The sequence below is a fragment of the Arthrobacter sp. B2060 genome, from assembly GCF_059090445.1.
This window is the reverse complement of sequence record NZ_JBNHFR010000008.1, coordinates 90,333-116,717: the sequence shown is the minus strand read 5'-3', so window position 1 is coordinate 116,717 and position 26,385 is coordinate 90,333. Positions and strand designations below refer to the sequence as shown.

Here is a 26,385-nt window from a genome sequence, read left to right as displayed (position 1 = left end):
GCTGGGGTCCTTAGTCCAGGTCCGACTCATTGCCCCGGAGGAACTTCATCTGGATGAAGGCCACGAGAGCGAGGATGAGGAAGAGGATGACGGCGATGGCGGATCCGTAGCCGAAGTCCGACTCCGTGAAGGCCCGCTGGTAGATGTAGTACTGAATGACCCGGGTGGCGTTGACCGGGCCGCCCTGGGTGGTTACGGCCACGGTGTCGAAGACCTGGAAGGAACCGATCACCGTGACGACGAGGACCAGGACCATGACCGGGCGCAGCAGCGGCAAGGTGATCTTGCGGAAGGTCTGGAAGGGTGAAGCGCCGTCCAGGTTTGCTACTTCATAGAGGTGCTGCGGGATGGCCTGGAGGCCGGCGAAGATCAGCAGGGCCGTGTAGCCCATGTGGCGCCAGGTGTTGATCAGGGCCTGCGTGGGGATGGCCCACTCTTCGCTGCCGAAGAATGCGGCGCGGGAGAGCCCTGTCCATTCGAGGAACTGGTTCACGACGCCGATCTGGTAATCCAGCATCCAAAACCAGAGCAAGGCTGCGATGACATTGGACATCAGGTAGGGCAGGAGCAGGGTCCCGCGAACGATGGTGGATTTGGCGACCTGGTGCATCAGGAGGGCCAGTCCAAGCGCCAGGGCTGTCTGGAGGGCGATGTTGATGAGGACATACTGCCCGGTGACGGCCAGGGAGTTCCAGAACAGCGGATCCTTGGCGATCGCTGCGTAGTTGTCGAAACCGATCCATTCGGGATCTCCGAGGATGTTGTACTCCGTGAAACTCAGGTACACGCCGCGGACCGTGGGGACCACGAAGAAGGTAATGAACCCGATCATCGAGGGGAGGATGAACAGAAGCGCAATCCTGAGGTCTCCCAGGCCGGACAGCCGGCGCCGCCTGATGGGGTCGCGCAGCTGTTGGTCCCCGGCAGGGGCGCTGTTCTTGGTAAGGGTGGTCATCGTCGACCCTTCCTGGGTGTGTGATGGAACTAACAATCGCCACCGAATCTACACGAGTAGAAATGAGAGCGCAAGGAATATTTCCACGGAATCCCGCTCCCGTAGCTCTACAACGTTGCAAGGGTTGACTCGAGTAGATCCGGCTGAAAGACTGTGCTCCAACACGAATCGCGCACCGGACGGCGGTGCGGCCATGGCCGGAAAGGCAGGAACAATGACGTTTTCAATCGGAGTAGTCGGGGTCGGGCAGTTCGGCGGCCAGTTCGCCCATCTCTTCAACCTCCACCCCGGAGTCAGCGAGGTCTTTGTCGTGGACGAGCGGGCGGAGCGCGCGGACGAGGCCATCGCGAGGTATGGCCTCGCCGGCTCCCTCGGCACCTTCGAGGAGCTGCTGGCGTCCGACGTCGACGCCGTCGCCATCTTCACACAGCGGTGGACCCACGGCCCGCTGGTTGAGCGGGCCCTCCGGGCCGGAAAGCATGTCTATTCGGCTGTGCCTATGGCGGTCACCGAGGATGAGATCGCGAGGATCATCGACGCCGTCCGCGAGACCCGCAAGGTCTACATGATGAGTGAAACCAGCTACTACAACCCGGCCACCGTCTACGCCCGCAGGCAGCATGAGGCCGGCAAATTCGGCAGGGTGTTCTACTCCGAGGGCGACTATGTCCACGACATGGACCTGGGTTTTTACGACGCCTACCAGTACAGCGGGGGAGAGCGCTGGAAGGAGACCGCCAGCTACCCTCCCATGCTGTACCCGACCCACGCGATCGGTGGGGTCCTGGGCGCGCTGCCAGCCCACGCCGTGAGCGTCAGCTGCGTCGGCGTCCGGGACGACCGCCAGGACGGGGTGTTCGACAAGGACGTCAGCATGTTCGGCAACGACTTTTCCAACGCCACGGCCCTGTTCGAACTGAACGACGGCGGCGCCATGCGGACCAACGAAATGCGCCGGGTGGGTTACCCCTCGCATATCCGCGAGTCCCGCTTCCGGTTCTTCGGCACCGAAGCCAGCTTCGAGCAGCTGGCCAAGGTGACCGTGTGGCAGGACAAGACCAACGTCCACGACATCTCCGAGCAGATGGAGTCCCGGCCCAGCATGGCCCTGGACGATCCCTCGCTCGCCAACGTGGCACCTGAACTGCGGGACGCCTTCGTGTCCGGACTGGCCCCCGTCCATGACAGCAGCCGGCTTCCGGAGGAATTCCGCGGCGCTCCCAACGGCCACGAAGGCAGCCACCACTTCCTGGTGGACGACTTTGTCACGGCCGTGCACACCGGGTCCCTGCCGCCGGTCAACGCATGGACGGCGGCGCGCTTCACGCTGCCCGGCATTGTGGCCCATGAATCGGCCCGGAGGAACGGTGAGCGCCTGCCCATCCGCGACTTTGGAGATGCCCCGGGTGTGCTGTAGCTAGCATGGACACCATGACCATTCCTGCAGTGCCCGCCCCGCGGACCCAAGTGACCCGCAAGGATGTTGCCCGGTACGCCGGGGTGAGCACCGCCGTCGTCAGCTATGTAGTCAATGGCGGGCCGAAGAAGGTGGCGCCGGCCACCGAAGCAAAGGTCCAGGAAGCCATCCGGCAGCTGGGCTACCGTCCCAATGCGGCTGCGAGGGCCCTGAAGCTGGGGTCCAGCGAAACGATCGGTTTGGTCATCCCGGACAACAGCAACCCTTTCTTCTCCATGCTGGCCCATGCTGTGGAGGATGCGGCGGCCGCTCTCGGGTACGCCCTGGTGCTGACGAATTCGGACGGCAACCTGGCCAAGGAGCGCAGGAACATCCGGAACCTCGCGGCGCGGCAGGTTGACGGCGTGGTGCTGGCGAGCGTGCTGTTCGAGCCGGACCTGGCCGATTTGGAAACCGCGGAGATTCCGTCCGTGCTCCTGAGCCACAGCGGGAGTTCGGCGGGTGTCACCACGGTCGGCGTGGACCTGGCCAAGGGTGCCCGTACAGCCGTGGAACACCTGATCGGGCATGGCCATACCAACATCGGACTGGCCATGGGCACCACTACCGGCAACGAAGCGGACGCCCGCGAAGACGGCTGGCTGCAGGCACTCAAGGACGCGGGGCTGCCGGAGGGCCCAATTGCCCGCAGTGCTTTCACCCGGGTTGGCGGTTACGCCGCGGGACAGCGGCTCCTGGGGTCGGGACACCGGCCCACCGCCATCTTTGCCAGCTCCGACATGCAGGCCATCGGCATTCTCCGCGCGCTCCACGAGGCGGGCCTCTCCGTCCCGGGGGACATCGCGCTTGCCTCCTTCGACGGTTCAGAGGACGCTGAATACTCCTGGCCGACGCTCACCACCGTGGAGCAGCCCGTGCGTGACATGGCAGAGGCCGCCGTCCGCGCGCTCGTCGGAGCGGACCGCGGAACCCCCGGACAGCACCGCGTCTTCCCGACGAGGCTGCTGGTCAGGCAGTCCTGCGGCTGCCCGTGAGAGCCGTACCCTAAACCAGCCGGAGCCGGCTGACCCGGTCCCTGAGGATCCGCTGGGCCTCGGGTGACAGGCCGGCATCGCTGATCACCTCGTCTGCGTCCTCAAGCTTCGCTATGGTGCTGATGCCCTGGGTGCCCCACTTGGTGTGGTCGGCGAGGACCACCACCTTGCGGGATGCGGCCACGAACGCGCGGTCCGTTTCGGCTTCCAAGAGGTTCGGCGTGGTGTAGCCGGCCTCCTCGTCCATGCCGTGCACGCCGAGGAACAACAGATCCACGTGCAGCTGCCGCAGCGCCGCCGTGGCGATGGGACCCACCAGGGCGTCCGACGGCGTGCGCTCGCCTCCGATGAGGATCACCGTGGAGGCGTGGCGCCCCGAGCCCGTCGCCGAGGCGTGGTGGAAGAGGTCCGCGATCTTCACGGAATTGGTCACGGCGGTGATCCGGGGCCCATGGGCGAGTTCCTTGGCCAGTGCCCAGGTGGTGGTGCCCGCGCTGAGGGCCACAGCCATGCCCTCGTGCACCAGGGTGGCGGCTTCGAGGGCTATGGCCCGCTTCTCCGCCGCCAGCTGGGTGGATTTCAGTTCGAAGCCGGGCTCGTGCGTGCTCGCGTCGCCGGGCAGCTTGGCGCCCCCGTGGATCCGCTCCACCTGGCCGCTTTCCTCCAGCAGCTCGATGTCGCGGCGCACCGTCATCAGGGACACTCCCAGCTGCTGGGCCAGGTCCGACACGCGGACCACCCGCTCGCGCTGGACTGCGTCCACTATGGATTGGTGGCGGGCGGCGGGAAGCATCGGGATCCTTTCAGGCGACAAGACCGCGGTCGGCGCTCTTACTGCCCATCATCGCGTACTCCTCGCAAAAGGGAACAGGAAAGCCCGAAAAACAACATTAGGCACAGGGCATGAACCGGGCCCGCCCGGTAATCCGGACGGGCCCAGCTCGGAGCGGAATTGTGCTTATTTCTTCAGCGACGCCGCAATCTGCTGCATGACCGTGTTGTCGGCGAGCGTGGTGGCATCCCCGACGTCGCGTCCCTCGGCGACGTCCTTGAGGAGCCGGCGCATGATCTTCCCGGAGCGGGTTTTGGGAAGCTCGGGGACCACGAGGATGGTCTTGGGCTTGGCGATCGGCCCGATTTCCTTGCCCACGTGGTTGCGGAGGTCCTGGACGATTTCGTCCCCGGAGTCCACGGCGTCGCCGCGGAGGATGACGAACGCCACGACGGCCTGGCCGGTGGTTTCGTCGGTGGCGCCGACGACGGCAGCTTCGGCCACGGCCGGGTGGCTGACGAGGGCGGACTCGATTTCCGTGGTGGAGAGCCGGTGCCCGGAGACGTTCATGACGTCGTCCACGCGGCCCAGGAGCCAGATGTCGCCGTCCTCGTCCTTCTTGGCGCCGTCGCCGGCGAAGTACATGGTCTCGAAGCGGGACCAGTAGGTGTCCTTGAACCGCGCGGGGTCGCCCCAGATGCCGCGGAGCATGGCCGGCCAGGGTTCGCGGATAACCAGGAAGCCGCCGTGGCCGTTGGGGACGGATTTGCCGTTTTCGTCGACAACGTCCACGGCGATGCCGGGCAAAGGCACCTGGGCGGAGCCGGGTTTGGCGGCGGTGACGCCGGGTAGCGGGGCGATCATCTGGGCGCCGGTTTCGGTCTGCCACCAGGTGTCCACGATGGGGGCGGGGTTGTCCTTCTTCTCGCCGTGCTTGCCGGCGTTGCCGCCGATGACGTCGCGGTACCACATCCAGGCCTCGGGGTTGATGGGTTCGCCCACGGAGCCCAGGACGCGGATGGAGGACAGGTCGTACTTGTCCGGGATGTCCCGGCCCCACTTCATGAAGGTCCTGATCGCGGTGGGGGCTGTGTAGAGGATGGAGACCTTGTACTTCTCCACGATCTCCCACCAGCGGCCCTGGTGCGGGGAGTCGGGCGTGCCTTCGTACATGACCTGGGTGGCGCCGTTGATGAGCGGGGCGTAGGCGACGTAGGAGTGCCCGGTGACCCATCCGACGTCGGCCGTGCACCAGTACACGTCCGTTTCCGGGTGCAGGTCAAAGACCGCCTTGTGCGTGAACGCGGTCTGGGTGAGGTAGCCGCCGGTGGTGTGCAGGATGCCCTTGGGCTTGCCGGTGGTGCCGGAGGTGTAAAGGATGAACAGCGGGTGCTCGGAGTCGTGGCCGACGGCGGTGTGTTCCGTGGATGCGGCTCCGACAGTGTCGGCCCACCAGTGGTCCCTGCCCTCGTGCCAGTCCACGTCCTGGCCGTTGCGTTTGACCACCACCACGTTCTGTACGGTGTGCCCGGCTCCGCTTCCCTCAAGGGACAATGCCTCGTCGACGGCGGGCTTCAGGGCGCTGGGCTTCCCCCGGCGGTAGGTGCCGTCCGCTGTGACCACGAGCTTGGCCTCGGCATCCTCGATGCGGGACCGGAGGGCGTCCGCGGAGAAACCGCCGAAGACCACCGAATGCACCGCCCCGATGCGGGCGCAGGCCAGCAGGGTGATCACGGCCTCGGGGATCATGGGCAGGTACACGGCCACGCGGTCGCCCTTGGCAACGCCGAGGGATTCAAAGGCGTTCGCGGCCTTCTTGACCTCCTCGGTCAGCTCCGCGTAGGTGTAGGCGCGGGAGTCACCGGGCTCGCCTTCGAAGTAGATGGCCACCCGGTCGCCGAGCCCGTTCTCAACGTGGCGGTCCAGGGCGTTGTACGCGGCGTTGACCTCGCCGCCGACGAACCATTTCGCGAACGGCGGGTCGGACCAGTCCAAAGCCTGCGTGAAGTCCCTGTCCCACGTCAGCAGCTCGCGCGCCTGCTTGGCCCAAAACGCCGGGCGATCGGCGTCGGCCTCGGCGTACATCTCCGCGCCAACCACCGCGTTGGCGGCGAAGTCCTCGGAGGGGGCAAACTTGCGGTTCTCATGCAGCAGGTTTTCAAGAGCGTCGCCCTGCTGGGCGGGGTTGGCGGCGGTGGCCGTCGAGCCGGGAGTGTCTTGGGACATGGTGAACCTCATCATTCATCGATCTTTGCTGCGCGGGCGGACCGCGGGCCCGCCGTTACCCGCCGCGCAGCGCGTCGCCGGGGAGCGGCCGGTCACGGACGTACCGCAAAGAGCTGTTCCGGAAAACAGCCTATCGCTTCCCGCCATTGCGGCGTGTCCCGCGTCACACGGCGAACAGTGAGCGGTGCGGATTAAGCGACGAATGGTCTCCCCAAAGGCATCCTGCTGTCGTCCGGCAGGCCCCCTCCCGCGGCCAGTCAGCTAGTGATCATGCAAGCAACTGGCTAGGCTGAGAGGGACTCGTGACAGAGGCCGGAGGCAGCCTGACCCCCGAGGTCAGGGGCGCCGGCCATCAGGTGTCGCCCTGTATTGGACAGCCGTTTAGGGTGCCGCCACGCTAAGGAGAACAGTATGAATCAGCAAAGCCACGACCAGCCGGGCCTGGCCCAGCCGGGTCCAGCCCAGCGCGACCTGGGTCATCCGGCTCCGGAAGGTCCGTCCCGGAGCGGTGGAGCGGAACTCAGGGACGCAGCCGGGGATGCGATTCAAGGCGCGGCCCAAGGTGCCGGAGCCGGCGCCCATGCGGTGACCCCGAAGACTCCGGTGAGCCCGAAAGCTGGGGAGCCTGCTGAAAACGCCTCCCGCAACTCCGATGCCCCTGCGGACAAGAGCACCGGGGTTAGGAACGAGGCCGTCGTCGGTCCGTTCACTGTCCGCGATGTAACCGTCTTTGCGGCCACACTGGTTCTTTTCGTCGCATCGCTGGTCCCGATGTTCTCCCCCAGGTACAACCTGTGGAACCTGGGCAGCCTGTTCTTCCTCGGCCTGGGAATTGTCCTGCCGCTCATTGTGTCGGCGCTGTTCGTGGCCCGCCGCCTTGCCCCGGAAACGAAGGTGCGGATCGGCTCCCTGTCCATTGACCAGTTCGGCTCTGTGGTGGCCTCCTTTTCCGTGGCCTTCTTCTTCCTGGCCACCGCCGAGGGCTTCACGCCGTTCCTGCTGGTTGCCCTGATCGGTTCGCTGGTACTGCTCGCGGCCACGGTGCTGGCGCGCTTCATCCCCTTCTTCGCCGGCGACTTCCTGGACCGTGCCGAAGTGCCCGCTCATGTCATGGCACGGGAGTCGGCGGTTCCCGTGCGGAAGCCGAGGCCGGCAAAGACCCCCAAGCCTGCCAAGCCTGCCAAGCCTGCCGATGCAAAGCCGTCACTGCAGGGCCCGACGGCGCCCGGCCACTACGCTGCCGGCCAGACCGCCGGTGGCCGGACCGCCGGCAGCGCGGCTGCTGCAGGCACTCCGGGCGCTGCCGGAGCCGCTGGGGCTGCGGGCACTGCCGGCGCTCAGGCGGCAGCAGCAACCCCCGGGGCCGGAGCCCCAGCCGGAGCCGTCGGCGCCGCATCTGCCGGGGCATGGTCCGCCTCCAGCTCAGCGGCAACGGCCCCGGCAACTGAAGCCGCCGCCGTCGTGCCTTCTGCCGCGGATACCGCGGCCGAGCGGCGGGCAGTTACGGAGCCGGCTTCGCCGGCAGAAGAGACCCAGCTGGACGGAGTCCCGGTCGCCAGCGCAGCTGCACCTGCTGACAAGGCACGTGCGGCGGCACCGGCTGAGGAGTCACGTGCGGCCTCGGCCACCCCCGCCACGGCCGTGCACCCCCAGGTGAAGGCCCACGAGCCGGTGCGGTCCCAGGAACCGATCGGCGCCACCGTGGACCCCTCCAGCCGCCCGGAGGAATCGGAGCAGCCCGTCCACGAGGCTTTCTGGTTCGCTGTGGCACAGCACCGCACGGCCGTGGACGAGCGCACCGGTGCCCCGCTGTTCGGCATCGAACCCGGCGGCTGGGTGCTTGCACTCGAAGACCGGGGCGACGAATTCCTGGTCCAGCACACGGACGGCCGGGTGGGCGTTCTGCGCGATCTCAGCAACATCGAGCGCGGCTAGCAGGCCGCCGTGCCCACCTCCCGCACGCCCCGCCGCGCCACACGGCTGAACAGCATGCCCGCCGAGGAAGGCCCGCCGGCGGATGCTGCACCCGGTGCCGGTGCCGGTGCCGGTGCCGGTGCCGGCGCTGGTGTGGGTCCGGGTGTTGCTGGTCAGGCTGTTGCTGGTCCGGCCGCGGCCGGTGCGTCCGGCGGTGCAAAGCGGCTGTCCGGTGAGTCGGCGCTGGCCCTGAAGCGGCGGGCGCGGCGAATCAACCGGGCGCTGGCCGAGCAATACCCCTACGCCCATGCCGAGCTCGATTTCCGGTCCCCTTTTGAGCTGCTCGTGGCAACGGTGCTCTCCGCGCAGACCACCGACGTGACGGTCAACCTCATCACGCCGCTGCTCTTCGCCCGGTACCCGGACGTGCGCAGCATGGCCGAGGCGGACACCGCGGAGCTTGAGGCGATCATCAAGCCGACCGGGTTCTTCCGTGCCAAGGCGAAAAACCTCATGGCGCTGGCCACCCGGCTGGTGGATGAGTTCGACGGCGTGGTGCCTGGCAGGATCGAGGATCTCGTGACTCTTCCGGGCGTCGGACGGAAGACCGCCAACGTGGTGCTGGGAAATGCCTTTGGCGTTCCGGGCATTACGGTGGACACGCACTTCGGGCGGCTCGCGCGCCGTTTCGGCTGGACGGACTCCAACGATCCCGTCCGCATCGAGTCGGACGTGGCCGAACTGTTTGAGCCCAAGGACTGGACCATGCTGTCACACCGCGTGGTCTTCCACGGCCGGCGGGTCTGCCACTCCCGGAAGCCTGCCTGCGGCGCCTGCGCTGTGGCCAACTGGTGTCCCGCCTTTGGCATGGGGGAGACAGACCCGGCGAGGGCCGCGAAGCTCCTCAAGTACGAACTCGCACCGGGCAACGAAGAGCTCCTGGGCAGGCTCCTGGCGGAGACCCATCGCGCCGCGGAGATCCGGATGGATTCGCAGCGGAGGTTGCCGTGACCGCACACCGGGACCTGGTGGGTCTGGTGGAATCCATCAGGGCGGGAAACGGACCAGCCCGCAACCCGTACTGGGAGACGCTGACAGTCGATCCGTCGGTGGCACGCAGGGCCGCCGTGCTGATCCTGTTCGGTGCGCTCGACGACGTGCCGGCGGAATCGGGAAAACCCCTGGCCCCGGCCGATCTGGACGTCCTGCTCCTTGAGCGGGCACACACGCTGGATGACCATCCCGGCCAGGTGGCATTTCCCGGAGGCGGCATCGATCCCGACGAATCACCTGTTGCCGCTGCCCTCCGCGAGGCGCAGGAAGAGACAGGCGTAGATCCCAAGGGCGTGGAGGTGCTCGGCGCCTTGCCGGAGCTGGCGCTGCCGCGCGGCAACTACCTCGTAACGCCCGTGCTGGGCTGGTGGGCCTCGCCGTCCCCGATCCGTGTGGTTGACTACGGTGAGTCCGCCCAGGTCTTCCGCGTTCCGGTGCGGGATCTGCTGGACCCCGAGAACCGGGCCATGGCCACTGTCACGAGGATGGACCGGACGTTCCAGAGTCCGGCGTTCACCGTCAAGGACGTTGTGGTCTGGGGCTTCACCGGGATGATCCTGAATGAACTCTTTGACCAGCTGGGCTGGTCGGTCCCGTGGGACCGAACGCGGCTGCATCCGCTGAAGGTGTAGGCAATCCGGTTGGTCGTGGTGCGGGCTAGCTCTGGTGCTGGGGCTGCCGCAGATCCACCACGACTCCCGTTGCGGCATTCTCCCGCATGGCATTGATGCCCGCTACTACCCCGGAAAGGCTCTTGAACCGCGGCGACTCCGCAACCACGTTTCCGTCCCCGTCTTTGAGCCGGAACTTGTAGAACTTCTCGTCGTCCTGGTGTACTTCAAATTTGCCAGCCATCGGCCGGACCCCCCTGATAATGCTTCCTTGCACTTGCCGGGCCAACTCACTGCCACTGCCCGCTTACCCAAGAGAGTAATGTGACGCGCCGCACCTGCGCGAACTACCCGCGGGTACATTACCTTCTGAAACGCTGCGTTGCGGTGCGGAGTGCATGTGACTTCAGTTCCGGCCGCCGACAGTATACTGTCCGTTCTCCGGCTTGGGGCCCCGCCTACTTCGCGTTGTCGTATGAGTCCACTATCGCCACACTGACCGGGAATTCCACCGGAATCCGGCCGAAGAGCAATTCCTTTGCGGCGTTGGCTGCGTCTTCGATAGCCCTGACGCAGCTCTCCACCGCCGCGTCCGGGGCGTGGACCATGACTTCGTCGTGGAGGAAGAAGACGAGCTCACCGGAAGCTGAACCGCCGGCACGCAGGGCGCGCAGCCGCCGTCGTAATTCCGCAAGCCAGCAGGCCGCCCAGTCCGCTGCAGAGCCCTGCACCACGAAGTTGCGCGTGAAGCGGCCGCGTGAGCGGGCGGTCGAGTCGGCGCGGCGCTGCTCCTCAGCCGAGGTGGACTGCTGGCTGCGGAACCATAGTTCGGACGGCGGCGGGCTGCTGCGGCCGAGCCGGGAGGTGACGGTTTTTCCCGCCTCGCCCGCGCGGGCGGCCTGTTCCACAAAACCGACGGCGCGCGGATAGGTGCGCGCCAGCTGCGGCATCAGCCGGCCTGCTTCGCCCGAGGTGGCGCCGTACATGGCGCCGAGCAGGGCAATCTTGGCCTTGGCGCGGTCGCCTCCGAATCCCTTGGCCGCGATGCCCGCATATAAGTCCTGGTCCCGCGCGGCCTCGGCCATCGTGGAATCCTGTGCAAGCGCCACAAGCACCCGCGGTTCCAGCTGCGAGGCGTCCGCGACGATCAGCTTGTGCCCCGGGTCGGCGTGTACCGCGCCGCGGACCTGGCGCGGGATCTGCAGCGCGCCGCCTCCGCGCGACGCCCACCGGCCCGAGACCACGCCACCCACCACGTATTCCGGCTGGAAACGCCCGTTCCTGACCCAGGCGTCCAGCCATGCCCAGCCGTTTGCCGCGTGGAGCCGCGCCAGTTTCTTATATGTCAGCAGCGGTTCAATGGCGGGGTGGGTGGACTCCTTCAGTTCCCATTGCCGTGTCGACTTCACCTCTATGCCGTTCCGGTGGAGGGCACGCATCAGCTCCTGCGGCGAATCGGGATTCAATGCGGGGGAGTGCAGCAGCCTGCGGAGTTCGGTGTTGAGTGCCTCCAGTTTGGCGGGGCGGTGACCTGCCGGCGGGCGGGGACCCAGATGATCGGCGAGGATCTGTTCATGCAGCTCTTCACGCCAAGGCACGCCCGCATGCTGCATCTCGGCCGCGATCATGGCGCCGGCGGATTCTGCGGCGAGAAGCAGCTGGAGGCGCTGCCGGCGGTTGCCGTCCGTGGCGGCACCGGTCAAGGCCTCCTGCTGGGCGGCGTATTCGGCGCGCAGGTCTTCAATGTCGGGCAACTGCTCTGCGCGCAATCCGGGATCGTCGAAGAGCGCTCCCTGATCGGCTGGCGGCGGGGGCGGCTGGAGCACCCGCGGGGGTTGGTGGAGGTCGTCGTCCTGCGTCACTTTCTCCGCGTGCTGGGCATAGGGTGTGTGCGCGGTGAACTCGGAATGAGCCAGGATCGCGCCGCACAGCGAGAGGTCGTAGCACCGCTCCAGCTCGACGCCCGCCGCCAGCAGCGCCGGATACCAGTCCTGCGTCCGGTGCCAGATCCAGCGCGGACGCTGCTGTTCGAGTTCACGCACGACGGCGGGAAGCTCGGTTGCGCTTCCCTCAGGGGATCCGTCGGGGTTTCTGCCCGGGGCTCCGGGCGCTCCTGCCCGGAGCGCTGCCGCCGGGGCCGCTGCGGTGGCGGCCGCTGCCGGGCCCGCTGCCGCCGGGGCCGCTGCCGGGCCCGCTGCCGTGGCGGACGCCATGGCGGCGCGGCTGATGATCCGCGGGTGGGGATTGCGCGGGCTCGGCAGGCCGTCGGCCGTCAGCTCCTGCAGGGCCGCTCCGTCAGCGTGGGCAGCCAGCAACAGAAACATGGCTATATTCTGCCCTGATTTTGGCGCTGCCCCGTGCGGGAGGCATGTTTCACGTGCCGTGCCCGACTTCCCCTCCACATGGTTGCATCCTTGGAGGTTGTCCACATAGCGTCGTGGGCGGCTGCCGGGCGGGACGGGTTCCCGCCAGAGTTGCAGCATGAGCAGGCACCATGCACGTAACCCAGGAACTTCGTCGGGACCGGAAGAGGCCGCGTCGGCGGGCTTTCCTTTGCCAGAGACTCCCATGCGGGCCGCGCCGTTGCGGCCTCCGGAACCGGGCCCGGCGGAACCGGGCCAGGGCGCGTGGCTTCCGGCGGGAGCCGACGATGTGCTGCTGGTAACTGGCTTTGATTTTCTCCAAGGGGAGGTGGAACGGATTGTGGCCGCGGCCGGCGGAGTGCTGCGAGTTGCCGCCGACATTTCAGAGGCCGCGCCGTACTGGGATTCCGCCGCTGCCGTCCTGGTCGGAAGCGACATCCGTGAGCTGCCCCCGCGCCGCCGGGCACCCGCGGTTCTGGTGGGTCTTAGCGGGGAAGGGGACAGCCTTTGGCATTTGGGGGCGGCGATTGGCGCGCAGCGGGTCGCCGTTCTTCCCGATGCCGCGGCCTGGCTGGCAGAATACCTCAGCCGTTCCCGCTCACCGGAGGCGGGCGGGGCGGTGCTGGGTATAACCGGCGGCTGCGGGGGTGCCGGTGCCACCACGGCCGGCGTCTGGATTGCGCAGGCGGCCGCGAACCTTGGCGTGCGGGTCCTGCTTGTGGACGCCGACCCGTGGGGAGGAGGACTCGAACTCGCCCTGGCGGCGGAAGAATCGCCGGGTCTCCGCTGGCCGGATCTCGCTGACGCGAGCGGCAGCATCGATCCCGGCCAGCTCGCGGATGCCTTGCCCGTGGCTGGCGGCTTCTCGTTCCTGTCCTGGCCGGGAAGCAGGGAACGGCCGCCTGCCGTGGACTCGGCCACCGTCGGCGGCGTGCTCGATGCCGCACGGCGTGGCTATGAGCTTGTTGTCGTAGATATTGGCCGAAACGCCGAACCACTGCGGACGTTCGCCTGGGACTGCGACCGCCTGCTTGTCGTGGTCCCCGCCCAGTTGAAGGCGGCAGTGGCCTCCGCCCGCCTGCTTCAGGAGCTTCCGCCCGTGGATTCAGCGCTCGTCATCCGGGGCAGGGCAGGTGCTGCCCTGGACGGGACGCTGATCGCAGAGTCCGTGGGCCTTCCGTTGCATGGCGTCATGCCCGAAGTGCGCGGCACAGCCGGGGCAGCCGAGCTGGGCCGCCTCCTGGAGCAGGGCAAGCGGAGGAGCGTTCGCCGGTTCGCCGCGTCAGTCCTCGAGCTGCTCGACGGCGAGCTGCCGGCCAGGGATGCGCAGTGAGCGGGCATTCAGGCGTCCCGGGACGAGGCCCCTTCTCCGGTCCCGCGTTTTCCGGTTCCGGGCCGGCAGCTGGCAGGGCGGCTCCCATGGAGGGCAGCAGCGGACGGCGGCGCGCACCCAGGGCGCTGGATTCCGGGCTCCTCGAGACTGTGCGGGAATCTGTCATGGCAGATGCCGGCCCGGTGACGCCCTCACGTGTGGCAGCGGCCGTGCAGGCAACCGGAAAGCTGCTCGGGACGGCCGGCTCGCTTGCGGCTGTTGAACGCATCAGCGCTGAACTGAATGGTCTGGGGCCGCTGCAGCAACTTGTCAGGGATCCCTCGGTCACCGACATCTTCGTCAATGCGCCGGATGCCGTATGGCTCGACCGGGGACGGGGAATAGAACGGGCGCCCGTGACTTTTGCGGGAGAGACGCAGCTCCGCGCCCTCGCATCACGGCTTGTGGCCGCAGGCGGACGCCGCCTGGACGACGGTTCACCCTGCGTCGACGTGCGGCTCGACGGCGGCTACCGGGTTCACGCGGTCCTGCCGCCCATCTCCACGGCCGGGACCCTGCTGAGCATCCGGATCCGCCGTGAGCAGGTCTTCTCCATGGACGAACTCAGGAACGGCGGGATGTTCGGGCCGCTGATCCAGTCGGTTCTGGAGCAGATGGTGGACCGTCGGCTGAGCTTCCTGATCAGCGGCGCCACCGGATCCGGCAAGACCACCCTGCTGTCCACGCTGCTCGGGCTGTGCCATACGGGCGAGCGGCTCGTCCTGATCGAGGATGCCTCGGAACTGAACCCGGTGCACACGCATGTCGTCGCCCTTGAATCGCGGCATGGCAACGTGGAAGGAGGCGGCGCGGTGGATCTGGGCGAGCTCGTACGTCAGGCCTTGAGGATGAGGCCAGACCGGCTGGTCGTGGGGGAATGCCGGGGCGCCGAGGTGCGGGAACTCCTGACGGCCATGAACACCGGACACACCGGCGGCGGCGGGACGATCCACGCCAACACCGCCGGTGCCGTGCCAGCGCGCCTCACGGCCTTGGGTGCCCTTGCAGGGCTCGGGCCGGATGCCGTGCGGCTCCAGGTTGCCAGTGCCCTGGACGTTGTCGTCCATGTCGCCAGGCACCGGGAAGGGCGGCATGTGGCCTGCATAGGAATGATGCAGCAGACTGCCGGGACCCTTGGCGTTTCCACTGCCTTGGAGGTCGCAGGTGGTCAGCTGGTCACCGGCCCGGCCTGGGAGGCACTTGCCGGGAGGCTCGGCCTGGATCCTGCGCTGACCCGGCCGCAGCATCCCTCCGGAGCCGCGGCATGATCGCCGTTCTGGTGGTGGCGCTGGGCCTGGCGCTGTGGTTGATTCTGCGGCCGCCGCGCGGCGTGAGCGGCAGGGTGCGGAGGGCCTTTCACGGGAGCACGCGCAGTACGCGCGGCACGCGCGGCCACGGGTCCGGCACGCGCGGCCAGGGGTCCGGCACGCGCGGCCAAGGGGCCGGCGACGGCGGAGTGGGTCGGTATCGCAGCCGTCCCTTCCTGCGTGGACGCCAGCCCGCCAGGCGCGGCAAGGACGGGGCGGTGCCGCTCACCGTGGTGGTCCAGCAGCTTGCTGCCCTGCTGAAGGGCGGCCGGACACCGTCCCGGCTCTGGGACGAACTGTGGCTCGTGTACGCGGGATCCGGGCAGTCTGTGGGGACGGCCGATGGCCAGCGCCTCAGCACGGCCTCGACGGCGATTCTGGCGGCAGCACGAGGGGCTGCATTGCGTGGTTCCCCGGTGGCTGAAGCGATACGTCTGGCCGCACGGTCCTCAGGCCACAGAACGAACGGTCACGAACCGCGGATCTGGGCGGAACTTGCCGCCTGCTTCGATATTGCAGAAGCCAGCGGCTGCCCTCTGGCGGACGTCCTGACCCGGTTCGCCACGCAGCTGGAAGTTGAGGACGACGCCGAAGCAGCACGCCAAACCGCCCTCGCTGGCCCCAAAGCGACGGTCACCCTGCTGACATGGCTGCCCCTGCTCGGACTCGGGCTGGGAATATGCCTCGGCGTGGACCCTTTGGCGATGCTGGTCGGAACGCCGGTCGGTGTCGCGGCCCTGATCGCCGGCGTCCTGCTGACAATCGTCGGCCGGATCTGGTCCGCCAGGCTCGTGCGGTCGGCCGCCGGCGCGGCAGTGGCGTGAGCGTCCTTGGAGATGATGTGAGCGGCCTTCGATGTGAAGCGGGGCGGCATGACCTGACCGGGCGCAGGGGTGCGGCACGGACATGATGGAGCCGATACTGTCCGCTGTGCTGATTGCGACGTTGTTGGCGTTGGCGGCGTCACTAGCCTTGTCTGGACGCTCACGCATGCGAAGGCGCCTGTTGGCCAAGGTCGGCGTGCTGCTCGACGACAACATGACTGACGACGAGGGGAGGTCGGGTCCAGCCTGCCAGGCAGCCGGTCTGCGAGATCCGGCAATGATGCTCGAGCTCGTCGCGGCCATGCTGGACGCAGGATGCGGAATCGGCCGCTCCCTGGAGCTTGTCGCGGCCGCCGCCTCACCTTCGTACCGCAATGCGTTGAGACCCGTGGTGGCCGCCTTGGCCATCGGGGCTGATTGGGAAACGTCCTGGCGGAGTTCCGAGGGGCACTCCGCCGAAGTGCTGGCACTGAGGGACGCATTGGGCTTCGCCGCGCTGACGGGTGCACCGTCGTCCGCCATCCTTTACGCCCAGGCTGCCAGGATGCGTCGTGAACGGTTCCGCGCCGCGGAAAAGCGCGCCGCATCCCTCAGCGTGAAGCTGGTGATTCCGCTCGGCCTCTGCTCCCTGCCGGCGTTTATCTGTCTGGGCGTCGTCCCGGTGCTCCTCGCCCTGGTGCCCTCTGGATCGTGAGCGCGAAGGGCCGCTGGCCTCACGATTCCGGGGGCACCTTTCCTCCACATCGTGGAGCAGGCGCCGGTTTTCCACTTAGGCCAACGCATCACTTACCGTCCGGTGCGGCAGGCAGGAAAGTCGAAGTAGCCCGGCAACACCGCCGGCTGATCAGAAAGGAAAACCATGTCCCTGAATCAAAACAGCCTCGGCGATGCCCTGCCTGCACGGCAGGAAAGCGACGATGCAGCAGTGCGGGAAATCTATCCGGGGGCGAGCATGGCTCCCCGTGTAAAGGTGCGGCAGAGGAGGCGGCTGACGGGATCCGAGGCCGGGATGGCGACTGCAGAATATGCCATCGCCACCCTGGCGGCCGTGGGCTTTGCCGGGATTCTCGTGTTCATCCTGCGCAGCGACGAAGTCCGTGGTTTCCTGCTGAACCTGATCCGTACGGCGCTGGCCCTACCGTGACTCCCGTGCTGCAGATTCCGACGTCCCGCGGAAGGACGAACTCCCCAAGGGGCCGCACAACTGACAGCCGCGGCGCCGTGACGGCTGAATTTGCGGTCGCACTGCCTGCAGTCCTCATGCTGTTGGTCATGCTCTTGGCGGGGTCTGCAGCAGGGATCACCCAGCTCCGGCTGGAGGAAGCTGCCCGCGCCGGCGCCAGAGCCCTTGCACGCGGCGAAGAACCGGCCACCATTGACGGCATTGTCCGCAAGCTGGCCGGCGCCTCGGCCACATCCGTGGTGGTAAGCGACGGCGAATGGCTGAGCGTCACCGTGACGGACCGCACGGCCGGTCCCCTCGGAGCCGTGGTGCCGTGGACACTGACCGCGAAGGCCGAAGCCCGGGGGGAAGCGGCGGCGTTCCGGATTCCCGGGATCCGCAACGCCAGCGCCGCCAGTCTGCAGAACAAGCCTCGATCAAGGACACCGGTGTGAACGGGGGCCGGTGCCGGGTCGGTCGGCATCCGTCTCAGCGGCGTCGGTCTGAGCGGCGTCAGTCTGAGCGGGGATCTGGCACAGTCCTTGCTGCCGGTCTGGGGATGGTGGTCATTCTGGCGATGTCCATGAGCCTCCTGCTTGCGCAGTCGGCCGTAATGGCTTCCCAGGCCGCAGCGGCAGCGGACCTTGCTGCGCTCGCCGCAGCGGACGCGCTCCGCGGCGTTTCAGTGGGTGAACCATGCGCTGTTGCCGCCGCGGTCGCCGCCCGGCACGACGCGCGGCTCCTCACGTGCACGGAGGGAGGTGATCAGACCGTGGAAGTGCGCACTCAACTTGTGGCCCGTACGCTCCTGGGGGCCGCCGCCGGCCACGCGCGGGCGGGACCTCCTCCCTAGCCGGCGGGCCCAGCCGGCATCGGACCTAGCCGGTGCCAGAGCTAGCCAGCGTCGGGGACAACGGCGGCTGCCGCAAACTCCGCGGACGGTCGGGCGGTCTCGGTGGCATCCTTCAACAGCACGTCGATCAACGTCACGGCTGCGTCCTTGTCCAGCGGGTTGTTCTTGTTGCCGCACTTGGGCGACTGGACACAGGACGGGCATCCGGAGTCGCACTCACAGGCCTTGATGGCATCACGTGTGGCCGTCAGCCATACCTTGGCCTTTTCGAAGCCGCGTTCGGCAAAGCCCGCACCGCCGGGGTGCCCATCGTAGACAAATATGGTGGGCACCCCAGTGTCGGCGTGGATCGCCGTCGAGACGCCGCCGATGTCCCAGCGGTCACTGGACGCCACGAGCGGCAGCAGCCCGATGGCCGCGTGCTCCGCTGCGTGAAGGGCACCGGGGAACTGGGCCTCGACCAGGCCGGCACCCGTGAGGGACCGGTTATCCATGACGAACCAGACAGCCTTCGTGAACAGGTCTCGGGCCCCCAGTTCGAGGGGCTCTTCACCCAGGACCTCGTTTGAAATGAGGGCTTTGCGCTGAAAGGAAACCACTTGAGTCGTCACCTTCACATCACCGAAATGGACGGCAACGTCACCCCACTGCGCCGTGCGGTCGGTCTCCAGCACATCGATCTGCGTTATGTCCCGGGCGGTGGTGTAGTAGTCCGGATTCGCGCGGCGAACCACCACGCAGTGCTCGTCCTCGTTCAGGTCCTCAACCACATAGCTGTCACCTTGGTGGACGTAGACCGCGCCGGTGTGCGCCTGGTAGTGGGTTTGCGGGGAGCCCATGGTGCCCAGGAGGGACCCGGTGTCGGCATCCACGATGCTCACCGGACCGCCCCCGTCGGCCCGGAGGTTCACCATGGCTGCCGCACTTTGGGGATGGGTCCAGAACCAGCCGGCAGGGCGCCGCCGCAAATACCCCCGCTCTACAAGCTGGCCGAGCAGTTTCTCCGCGGTGCCGCCAAACAGTGGAAGTTCGGCAGGGCCCAGGGGAAGTTCGGCGGCTGCGGCGCACAGGTGCGGGCCGAGAACGTAGGGATTCGAGGGATCGAAGACAGTTGCCTCCACCGATACATCGAAGATCGCCTCAGGGTGGTTCACCAGATACGTATCCAAAGGGTCATCGCTGGCTACGAAGGCCGCAATGGCATCCTGCCCGGCTCGCCCGGCCCTGCCTATTTGCTGGAACAGGGAAGCCCTCGTCCCGGGCCAGCCGGCAACCAGCACAGCATCGAGGCCGGAGATATCGATGCCCAATTCCAAGGCTGAGGTGCTCGAAATGCCCAGCAGCTGGCCCGTCCGCAGAGCCTTTTCCAATGCGCGCCGCTCCTCGGGGAGGTATCCGGAGCGGTAGGCGGCAACCCGCTGGGGCAGGCTGGGGTCAACCTCATCGAGCAGGCGCTTCGTGATGGACGAAATGGTTTCCGCGCCCCGCCGGGACTTAATGAAGGCGATCGTCCGGGTCCGTGATGAGACGAGGTTGGCCAGCAGGTCCGCTGTTTCGGCCACCGCCGTCCGGCGTTCCTTGGCACCGTTCTCGCCGCGCACCTCGGTCAGCGCAGGTTCCCAGAAGGCCACTGTGGTGGAACCGTGCGGGGAGGAATCTTCTGCGACGGACTGGACGGGGGCCCCGATGAGCCGCCCGAAGGACTTTTCCGGGTCCGACGCGGTGGCGGAGGCTGCAATAAAGACGGGGCCGGGGGAGGAGGGACCCGCGTAGTAGGCGCAGATCCGACGGAGCCTGCGCATCAGGTTGGCCACGTGGGAGCCGAAGACGCCGCGGTAGCTGTGTGCCTCGTCCACAACCACGTACCGCAGACGCCGGAAGAAACCAGCCCACCAGGCGTGGTTGGGCAGGATCCCGAAGTGCAACATGTCGGGGTTGGCCAGGATGACGTTGGCGTGGTCCCTGATCCAGCGCCGGGACGCCTGGTCAGTGTCGCCGTCGTAGGTTTCTGCCCGGACCGTGGGCAGCCTCAGCGAGCGGATCGCGGCTAGCTGGTCCGCTGCGAGCGCCTTGGTCGGAGACAGGTACAGCGCTACAGCACCGTCTTCGTGTATCTTGCCCGGCTCGGAGAGTACCCGCAGCTCTGAGCGGTGGATCGCGTCCAAGGCAGGAAGCTGGTAGGCCAGCGACTTTCCGGACGCCGTGCCGGTAGCCACCACAACGTGCCCGCCGGAGTGGGCGATGTTGGCTGCCTGAACCTGGTGCCGGTATGGCTGCTGGATGCCCAGCTCGCCGTACGCGGCCACGAGGTCGGGATGGGCCCATGCAGGCCACGGGTCGTGCACCGCCTCGCGCGCCGGGATGGTCCGCACATGGCGCAGCTGCTCCGGGTTCGGGCCGCGGCCCAACAAGGAAATCAGCGAGTCATGGGGGTTCACCCCAACATTCTTTCACCTGCCCAAGCGCCGGCGGACATCGCGGCGGTGGAAGTACTCAGCCGGAGGGAAGCGCGTCAGGCGACAGAGAGGTCCGAGCCTTCGTCCGACGCGGAGAGCATCAGGACATGGCACACCGAGGTCCAGCCCAGGTGCGAATAGAGTTTTTGTCCGTCGAGCGAGGCAAGCAGCAGGCCGTCCTCCACGTCGTGCTCAAACGCCTGGGCGGCCAGGGCCTTCATGATGAAGCTGCCCAGCCCGCGCCGCTGGAAATCCGGCTCGGTCACGATCTTGTCGAACACGGCCGTCCCGTTGATCACGAGCACCTGTCCGCTGGCAGCGAGGGCATCTCCGGACCGCACGACCGCATGATGCACGCCGTTGGATTCGGACAGTTCGAGCGTCAGTTCGTCGTCGGAAAGCCACGGGTCCTCGGCGTCCTGTGTCTCCATGTCCACGACCATCATGGTTTGGGACGCTGATGTGACATTAAGCCCGTGCTGCTGCGCGAGAACCGTGTACCGGTCAACATCGTTGGTCAAGATGGTCAGCACGCGCGATGGCGCCTCGGCCGTCTTCTCTGCAAGGTCGGCAAACTCAGCGTCGGAAGGATCGGAAGCAAAATACTCCCATTCCCCGGTTGTGTCGGCGCGGAGGGCGGCAGGGAACCGTCCCTCAGTGCGCGTCTCATAGCCCCGGCAGCCGGCCCAGCCGGCTACCCAGACTTCCAGCAGATGCGTGATGTCTCCAACCATGGCTTCTGGCGTCATGTGATGAGACTATTCCAGCACTGTCACAAGTAACAGAGCTTTGGCACTTGCTTATTCAATTGTGATGGGGTTCAGCCACACCTCCACGCGCGCTTTTAGCGCCTCCGAAGGCTTCGCGGCCGCGCCTGCGGGATTCCGGTGCCTTCTCTACAGCCAGTACCCTTAAATACGTGGCTTTGAACCGAATCGTCCTTTTTTATGGCTTTACCCCCATCGCAGACCCTGACGCCGTCAGGCTCTGGCAGCGCGCCCTGTGCGAGAAACTGGGCCTGACCGGGCGCATCCTGATCTCCAAAGACGGCATCAACGCCACGGTCGGCGGTGAGCTCAACGCCGTCAAGCAGTACGTCAAGACTACCCGCGAATACAGGGGCTTTCATGGCATTGACGTGAAGTGGTCGGAGGGCGGCGCCGAGGACTTCCCCCGTCTCAGCGTCAAAGTCCGGGACGAGATCGTCTCCTTCGGCGCCCCGGGCGAGCTGAAGGTGGACGAGAACGGCGTCGTGGGCGGCGGCAAACACCTGAAGCCTGAGGAACTCCACCAGCTGGTGGACGCCAAGAAGGAGGGCGGCGAGGAAGTCGTGTTCTTTGACGGGCGCAACGCCTTCGAGGCGCAGATCGGCAAGTTCAAGGACGCGGTTGTCCCGGATGTTGCCACAACGCATGACTTCATCAAGGAACTCGAGTCCGGCAAATACGATGCACTGAAGGATAAGCCGGTGGTCACGTACTGCACGGGCGGCATCCGCTGTGAGGTGCTCTCCAGCCTCATGGTGAACCGGGGCTTTAAAGAGGTGTACCAGCTCGACGGCGGGATCGTGCGCTACGGCGAAACCTTCAAGGACCAGGGACTCTGGGAAGGTTCGCTGTACGTCTTCGACAAGCGCATGCACCTTGAGTTCAGCGAAGACGCGAAAACCATCGGCGAATGCGTCCGCTGCGCGTCGCCGACAAGTAAATTCGAGAACTGCTCCAACCTAAGCTGCCGCACCCTGACGCTGTACTGCGCCGAGTGTGCCGCCAGCCCGGAAACCCTGCGCTGCCCGCAGGGTTGTGCCGCCTGACGGCACGGGCCAGGTGGGCAGGCCTGCCCGCCGTGTAAGCGGCCGTTCAGAGCCGGCTTATCTTGAGGGCGAAGTTGGCATCCCTTCTCGCCTCCACCGTTATCCGCAGTGCCGAGGCCTTTGAGAGGTGCACGACATTCACCCTGGAGGTGCCGCAGCGCAGGCTCAGATCCACCAGGGCGAACTCGGAATCGCGGACCGTGAACGAGACCCGCCGTTCGCTGCGGCAGGCAAGGGTCAGGGCGTAGGTGCCGCTGCCCAGCTTCCCGGTGGACGTTTTCTCTTCTTCGTCCCCTTCGACGGTCCCGTAATCGGTGTAAACGACCTCACCGGCGGAGTCGGGCAGTACCTCGCGCGCCCATTCGTCGAGCTCTGGGCCCGATACGGGGAGGTCCTGCAGTGGATCCCGGGGCAGCGCCGCATCGGTCACGGGAGGTGAGGTGTCGGCGGGAAGTGCGCCACGGCCGTCGTCATAGTCGTACTCGCAGCCGGTCAGGACAGCGCCGGAAGTAAGCGCAAGGAAAAGCACGACGCCGGCTGCCCGGATCCGCAGAGGCGGAACCCGCGGTGCCCGCCTGGAGAGATTGCGCACGGAGGTCATCCGCACTGTGGGCATACACCGACTTTAAGCCCGGCGGACGCAGGGGACCAGAGCCAATGCAAGGCAACCGGCGCGCCGCGCAAGCGCTATTTGCACCACCCCGGCCGGTTCCGGCATTAGCCCCGCTGAGCGCCTTTGGACGGAGCCTGTCTTCCTCGTCGACGGGCTACCTGGCCGGAACCAGCTGGTAGGCATAAATGAGCGGTGCATCGACGCTGGAGGTGCTGATTTCCAAGGCCCCGGGTGTGGCGACGGTGATCTTCGTTATCTCCCGGCTCCCGTTACAGGCCGCCCCGGCATCGGCAAGCTGCCGCCCGTCGAGCGACACTTCAAAGAAGGCCTTGCCGCCACCTTCACACGTTGCGGTCAAGGTGTAGCGGCCCGCCGGCACGCTGGCTGCTTCCCGGATGATCCTGTCGCGGTTGAGGATCTTGCCCGCGTCCTCCAGAACCGAGTCCCTGGCAGAGGGCAATGCCGTGGCTTTCCACGCGGGAACGTCGGCATTTTCGATGGACACCACAGGAGAACAGGCCGGAAGGACGAGCAGGATGCAGGCAACGGCCGCTGCCCCCGAGAGGGCGCGGAGCATCGCCGGGAAACGTTCAGCCATACCTACAACTTACCCGTTGCAGGAGGGCCGACCGTCGGCGGAAGGGGCCCGCACCCGTCAGGGGCCGCGGTGCCGCGCCGCCGCGAAAACGACAAGCCTGTCTGCCTCCACGAACGCCTGCGCCATGCCGGGCGAGGCGGCAAAGACCCGCTCGCCGCGGGAGCCGAGATCCACGGGGATAAGGTCGACCCGGGCCGAGGGCGGCTGCTTCGGCGGTGCCGGCGACTGCTGCATGTCCCGTTCTGCGCTCTCCTCGGACAGTGTGAGGGCATCGATCTTGGCGCCGCCGATCTTGTCCAGCATCTCGTAGTCCTCGGCGGTGCAAAGGTCGCTCCCGGCCAGGTGCCTGAGCGTAATGAGGCCCACCACTGCCCGGCTGAAATCGCGGTCCATCGCCAGGTCGATAGCCCACTGGGTGCGCTGCCACCACTGGTCCCGGCGGTCCGCTTCGCGCCGTTGGGCGAGCGTCCGCCAAGCGATCCAGCCGGCGATCACAGCCGCCGCCAGCGTGCTGAGGGGAGCGAATGCCGCGACATACTGCAGCCACTCCGGGCCTGCCGCCGCTGCTTGGGTGCCGAGCATGGCCCCCACTCTAGTCTTCCCTTCCGACAAATAGACTGGCCCGGTGACCGAATCGATGCTCTTCGCTGCCGGCAATACCCCCGACGCACCCCGCAGCGACCTGCCGGACCTCCTGCAGGCATTGGCCACTGACCTGCGGGAGCTGGACTACACCGTGGACGGCGTCGCCGGACTGCTGGGCCCCTCGGCATATTCGGCGCTGGAGCGTGACCAGGTCATCCCCGCGCTGATCGTTACCGAGGAAGCCTCCCATGGCGGGCCGAGCACCGCGGCCCTGGCCGCCGTCGTGCGTTTCTGGCTGCTGGCCGTCCCGCAGGAGGCTGCAGCCCTCGATGCCGCCCTGCCGCGGACCCGGGCAGAGGGCCTGGTCTCACTCGGGCTTGCGGAGGTTGCGGCGGCCGGGGTGACGGCAATAGCCGACCTCCGGCCCTATGCCTGGGACGCTGCCGCAGGGGAAGGCGCATCTGGCAGCGGCGGCGCGGAACTCTGGGTGGCCAGTGACCTCGCCGCTCATCAGCGCCCCGGCGTGCTCCGGCACGACCACGTCCTCGGCATCGGGCAGGCCTCTACAACTCTGGTGCAAACCACCATCCGGCGGCAGGCCCGCCGCGCCCTGGATCTGGGCACGGGCTGCGGCATCCAGACCTTCCACCTGCTGCACCACTGCGAGCACGTCACCGCCACGGACATCTCGGAGCGGGCCCTGGCCTTCACGCGCTTCAACATCCTGCTCAATGCCGAGGCGCTCCATGTGGACCCGTCGAGGCCCGAGGAGCGGGTGAGCCTCCTGCTCGGCTCGCTGCTGGAGCCCGTGGCCGGACAGGAATTCGACCTCGTGGTCTCCAACCCGCCCTTCGTCATCACACCCCGCAGCGCCGGGCAGGCAGCCAAAGACCAGTTCACCTACCGCGACGGCGGCCTGCCCGGGGATGAGATCGTGGCTTCGCTGGTCAAATCACTGCCGGAGGTGCTGGCGCCTGGCGGAACAGCCCAGCTTTTGGGCAACTGGGAGATCACCGCGGGGGAGTCGTGGGAGGAGCGGCCGCAAAGCTGGGCCAATCCGGACATCGATGCGTGGTTTATCCAGCGGGAGCAGGTCGGGCCGGAGCAGTACGCTGAGACCTGGCTGCAGGATGCCTCGGAAACCAGGGACCGGGCGCACTACCAGGAGGCCTACGCCGCCTATCTGGATGACTTCGCCTCACGGAACGTGGGTGGAATCGGCTTCGGCATGATTTGGCTGCGGCGGCCCACGGCAGGATCGCGCAGGATCCACCGGTTCGAGGAAATCACGTACCCGATCGAGCAACCTGTCGGTCCCCATCTCGGCGCTGCAGTTGACCGCATCGACTGGCTGGCCGCGAACGACCTGTCCGCCGCGCACCTGCTCGTTGCTGACGACGTCACCGAAGAACGCCACCAACGCCCGGGCGCCGAACACCCCGGGGTGATCCTGTTGCGCCAGGGTGCCGGGCTGCGCCGCACGAACCTGCTGAGCACGGAGCTTGCCGGGTTCGTCTCGGCGTGCGACGGAGACCTTTCGGCCGGGCAGATCATCGGCGCCCTGGAGGCCCTGCTGGGCGGATACGAAGGTTTCGACAGCGAAGCCTTCCACAGCGGCATGCTCGCGGAAGTCGGCAACCTCGTCCGGGACGGGTTCCTGCTGCCGGCCAAGAAGGAACAGTGAATGTCAAGCATTTCTTTCACAACTGCCGGGGGCTGACTAAACTTAAGGGGTGAGTACAGACACGCCCCGCGCGCAATCTGCCACCGGCACGGCACCCCGTGAGGAGGACATACAGCCAAGGGGCAGGCGCCGGCCGGAAAAGAAAGTGGAGATCACAGACCCCAAGGCAATCCGGGCGCTCGCCCATGCCGCGCGGCTGGAAGTCATTTCCGAGCTGTACTCCACCCAGTCGAGCCGAACGGCCACCGAGCTTGCCCAGCAGACCGGCCTCACGCCGAGCGCGATGAGCTACCATCTGAGGGCGCTGCAGAAATGGGGGATCGTGGCGCCCGCGGAGACTGCCGGAGATGCGCGGGAACGGCGCTGGAAGGCGGCCGGCACTGACTTCACCATCAATTCCGGCGGCGGGGTGGCCAGCCCTGACTTCGCCGTTGTCGACCTCGAACTGCAGGCCTTCCGCCGCCGCGCCAACGCCTACGCGAGGACCCGGGATGAGCGGCGGAAGCGGGGCGAGTCTGCCGAGCCGCCGACAGCGGTCGTGCTCGCCACTGACCTCTTGTATCTGACCCCGGCGCAGCAGCGGGAACTCACCGACAAGGTCTTCGGACTGCTGCGGAACTACGAGCTCGAGGACCCCCGCAACGTACCGCCCGAGGCCGAGAGGATCGCCACCATGTGGTCCATGATTCCGGATGACCGGTCGCCGGAAGGTCCGCGGCGGAAGGACACCGCCGACCGCGCCTAGATAAGCTGCCTGGCAGTGACTGTGCCCA

25 protein-coding genes are annotated in these 26,385 nt (G+C 67.2%); 15 read left to right on the top strand and 10 right to left on the bottom strand.

Translation table 11 applies throughout. The features are described 5' to 3' along the window. Positions 1-10 precede the first annotated feature (10 nt). Positions 11-955, bottom strand: coding sequence for a carbohydrate ABC transporter permease (locus tag AC5RUM_RS14860; RefSeq protein ID WP_494035640.1), 945 nt, complete (start codon positions 953-955; stop codon positions 11-13). Positions 956-1,169: 214 nt separating this feature from the next. Here AC5RUM_RS14860 and AC5RUM_RS14855 point away from each other — a divergent pair, with 214 nt between their 5' ends. Further along, entirely contained in the window at positions 1,170-2,372 is a 1,203-nt protein-coding gene (locus AC5RUM_RS14855) for a Gfo/Idh/MocA family protein (RefSeq protein ID WP_494035639.1), read from the top strand. Positions 2,373-2,386: 14 nt separating this feature from the next. After that, positions 2,387-3,406 (top strand): LacI family DNA-binding transcriptional regulator, encoded by a 1,020-nt coding sequence (locus AC5RUM_RS14850; protein ID WP_494035638.1) that lies wholly within the window; start codon positions 2,387-2,389, stop codon positions 3,404-3,406. A gap of 10 nt (positions 3,407-3,416) precedes the next feature. Here the strand turns inward: AC5RUM_RS14850 and AC5RUM_RS14845 are convergent, their stop codons facing one another. Then, the gene (locus tag AC5RUM_RS14845; protein ID WP_494035637.1) at positions 3,417-4,199 is read right to left on the bottom strand and encodes a DeoR/GlpR family DNA-binding transcription regulator; all 783 of its coding nucleotides are present in this window, start codon (positions 4,197-4,199) and stop codon (positions 3,417-3,419) included. A gap of 165 nt (positions 4,200-4,364) precedes the next feature. After that, a complete protein-coding gene (gene acs / locus AC5RUM_RS14840) occupies positions 4,365-6,404 on the bottom strand; it encodes an acetate--CoA ligase (RefSeq protein ID WP_494035733.1) in 2,040 nt (679 codons plus the stop codon). A 411-nt stretch (positions 6,405-6,815) separates the two neighbouring features. Between acs and AC5RUM_RS14835 the strand changes: the two genes are divergently transcribed. The 3 genes from AC5RUM_RS14835 to AC5RUM_RS14825 are packed head-to-tail and all read left to right on the top strand — an operon-like array spanning position 6,816 to position 10,003. Next, complete coding sequence (locus AC5RUM_RS14835) at positions 6,816-8,339, top strand: hypothetical protein (protein ID WP_494035636.1); 1,524 nt, start codon at positions 6,816-6,818, stop codon at positions 8,337-8,339. A gap of 9 nt (positions 8,340-8,348) precedes the next feature. Then, positions 8,349-9,329, top strand: coding sequence for an endonuclease III (nth, locus tag AC5RUM_RS14830; RefSeq protein WP_494035635.1), 981 nt, complete (start codon positions 8,349-8,351; stop codon positions 9,327-9,329). After that, complete coding sequence (locus tag AC5RUM_RS14825) at positions 9,326-10,003, top strand: NUDIX hydrolase (RefSeq protein ID WP_494035634.1); 678 nt, start codon at positions 9,326-9,328, stop codon at positions 10,001-10,003. Before nth ends, AC5RUM_RS14825 begins: the two co-directional genes overlap by 4 nt. 25 nt (positions 10,004-10,028) lie before the next feature. Here the strand turns inward: AC5RUM_RS14825 and AC5RUM_RS14820 are convergent, their stop codons facing one another. After that, positions 10,029-10,226: a YegP family protein gene (locus AC5RUM_RS14820; RefSeq protein ID WP_494035633.1), complete on the bottom strand. Its 198-nt coding sequence runs from the start codon at positions 10,224-10,226 to the stop codon at positions 10,029-10,031. Positions 10,227-10,440: 214 nt separating this feature from the next. Beyond that, positions 10,441-12,306 carry a bifunctional 3'-5' exonuclease/DNA polymerase gene (locus AC5RUM_RS14815; RefSeq protein ID WP_494035632.1) on the bottom strand — a complete coding sequence of 622 codons (1,866 nt, stop codon included), beginning with the start codon at positions 12,304-12,306 and terminating at the stop codon, positions 10,441-10,443. A gap of 157 nt (positions 12,307-12,463) precedes the next feature. Between AC5RUM_RS14815 and ssd the strand changes: the two genes are divergently transcribed. From ssd to AC5RUM_RS14780, 7 genes are all read left to right on the top strand, one after another. Then, complete coding sequence (ssd, locus tag AC5RUM_RS14810) at positions 12,464-13,678, top strand: septum site-determining protein Ssd (protein WP_494035631.1); 1,215 nt, start codon at positions 12,464-12,466, stop codon at positions 13,676-13,678. Positions 13,679-13,764: 86 nt separating this feature from the next. Continuing rightward, positions 13,765-14,985 carry a TadA family conjugal transfer-associated ATPase gene (locus AC5RUM_RS14805; protein ID WP_494035630.1) on the top strand — a complete coding sequence of 407 codons (1,221 nt, stop codon included), beginning with the start codon at positions 13,765-13,767 and terminating at the stop codon, positions 14,983-14,985. After that, the gene (locus AC5RUM_RS14800; protein ID WP_494035629.1) at positions 14,982-15,848 is read left to right on the top strand and encodes a hypothetical protein; all 867 of its coding nucleotides are present in this window, start codon (positions 14,982-14,984) and stop codon (positions 15,846-15,848) included. The genes AC5RUM_RS14805 and AC5RUM_RS14800 overlap by 4 nt, the downstream gene beginning before the upstream one ends. 214 nt (positions 15,849-16,062) lie before the next feature. Beyond that, positions 16,063-16,542 (top strand): type II secretion system F family protein, encoded by a 480-nt coding sequence (locus AC5RUM_RS14795; RefSeq protein WP_494035732.1) that lies wholly within the window; start codon positions 16,063-16,065, stop codon positions 16,540-16,542. Positions 16,543-16,707: 165 nt separating this feature from the next. Then, complete coding sequence (locus AC5RUM_RS14790) at positions 16,708-16,992, top strand: DUF4244 domain-containing protein (protein WP_494035628.1); 285 nt, start codon at positions 16,708-16,710, stop codon at positions 16,990-16,992. A gap of 77 nt (positions 16,993-17,069) precedes the next feature. Further along, positions 17,070-17,465, top strand: coding sequence for a TadE family type IV pilus minor pilin (locus AC5RUM_RS14785; protein ID WP_494035627.1), 396 nt, complete (start codon positions 17,070-17,072; stop codon positions 17,463-17,465). Continuing rightward, positions 17,462-17,863 (top strand): Rv3654c family TadE-like protein, encoded by a 402-nt coding sequence (locus AC5RUM_RS14780; protein WP_494035626.1) that lies wholly within the window; start codon positions 17,462-17,464, stop codon positions 17,861-17,863. Before AC5RUM_RS14785 ends, AC5RUM_RS14780 begins: the two co-directional genes overlap by 4 nt. Positions 17,864-17,904: 41 nt before the next feature. Here the strand turns inward: AC5RUM_RS14780 and AC5RUM_RS14775 are convergent, their stop codons facing one another. Both AC5RUM_RS14775 and AC5RUM_RS14770 read right to left on the bottom strand, forming a co-directional pair. After that, entirely contained in the window at positions 17,905-20,301 is a 2,397-nt protein-coding gene (locus AC5RUM_RS14775; RefSeq protein WP_494035625.1) for a DEAD/DEAH box helicase, read from the bottom strand. A gap of 74 nt (positions 20,302-20,375) precedes the next feature. Then, positions 20,376-21,068 (bottom strand): GNAT family N-acetyltransferase, encoded by a 693-nt coding sequence (locus AC5RUM_RS14770; protein WP_494035624.1) that lies wholly within the window; start codon positions 21,066-21,068, stop codon positions 20,376-20,378. 170 nt (positions 21,069-21,238) lie between these two features. On the opposite strand from AC5RUM_RS14770, the gene trhO reads away from it, so the two are divergent. Beyond that, positions 21,239-22,132 carry an oxygen-dependent tRNA uridine(34) hydroxylase TrhO gene (trhO, locus tag AC5RUM_RS14765; RefSeq protein WP_494035623.1) on the top strand — a complete coding sequence of 298 codons (894 nt, stop codon included), beginning with the start codon at positions 21,239-21,241 and terminating at the stop codon, positions 22,130-22,132. A 46-nt stretch (positions 22,133-22,178) separates the two neighbouring features. Here trhO and AC5RUM_RS14760 read toward each other — a convergent pair whose 3' ends face one another. From AC5RUM_RS14760 to AC5RUM_RS14750, 3 genes are all read right to left on the bottom strand, one after another. After that, positions 22,179-22,748: a hypothetical protein gene (locus tag AC5RUM_RS14760; protein WP_494035622.1), complete on the bottom strand. Its 570-nt coding sequence runs from the start codon at positions 22,746-22,748 to the stop codon at positions 22,179-22,181. Positions 22,749-22,899: 151 nt separating this feature from the next. Beyond that, complete coding sequence (locus AC5RUM_RS14755; RefSeq protein WP_494035621.1) at positions 22,900-23,343, bottom strand: DUF6023 family protein; 444 nt, start codon at positions 23,341-23,343, stop codon at positions 22,900-22,902. A gap of 57 nt (positions 23,344-23,400) precedes the next feature. Next, a complete protein-coding gene (locus AC5RUM_RS14750) occupies positions 23,401-23,925 on the bottom strand; it encodes a hypothetical protein (protein ID WP_494035620.1) in 525 nt (174 codons plus the stop codon). 55 nt (positions 23,926-23,980) lie between these two features. Between AC5RUM_RS14750 and AC5RUM_RS14745 the strand changes: the two genes are divergently transcribed. Together AC5RUM_RS14745 and AC5RUM_RS14740 are read left to right on the top strand one after the other, a co-directional pair. Next, complete coding sequence (locus AC5RUM_RS14745) at positions 23,981-25,612, top strand: DUF7059 domain-containing protein (RefSeq protein ID WP_494035731.1); 1,632 nt, start codon at positions 23,981-23,983, stop codon at positions 25,610-25,612. Positions 25,613-25,757: 145 nt separating this feature from the next. After that, entirely contained in the window at positions 25,758-26,357 is a 600-nt protein-coding gene (locus AC5RUM_RS14740; protein ID WP_494035619.1) for an ArsR/SmtB family transcription factor, read from the top strand. Positions 26,358-26,385 lie beyond the last annotated feature (28 nt).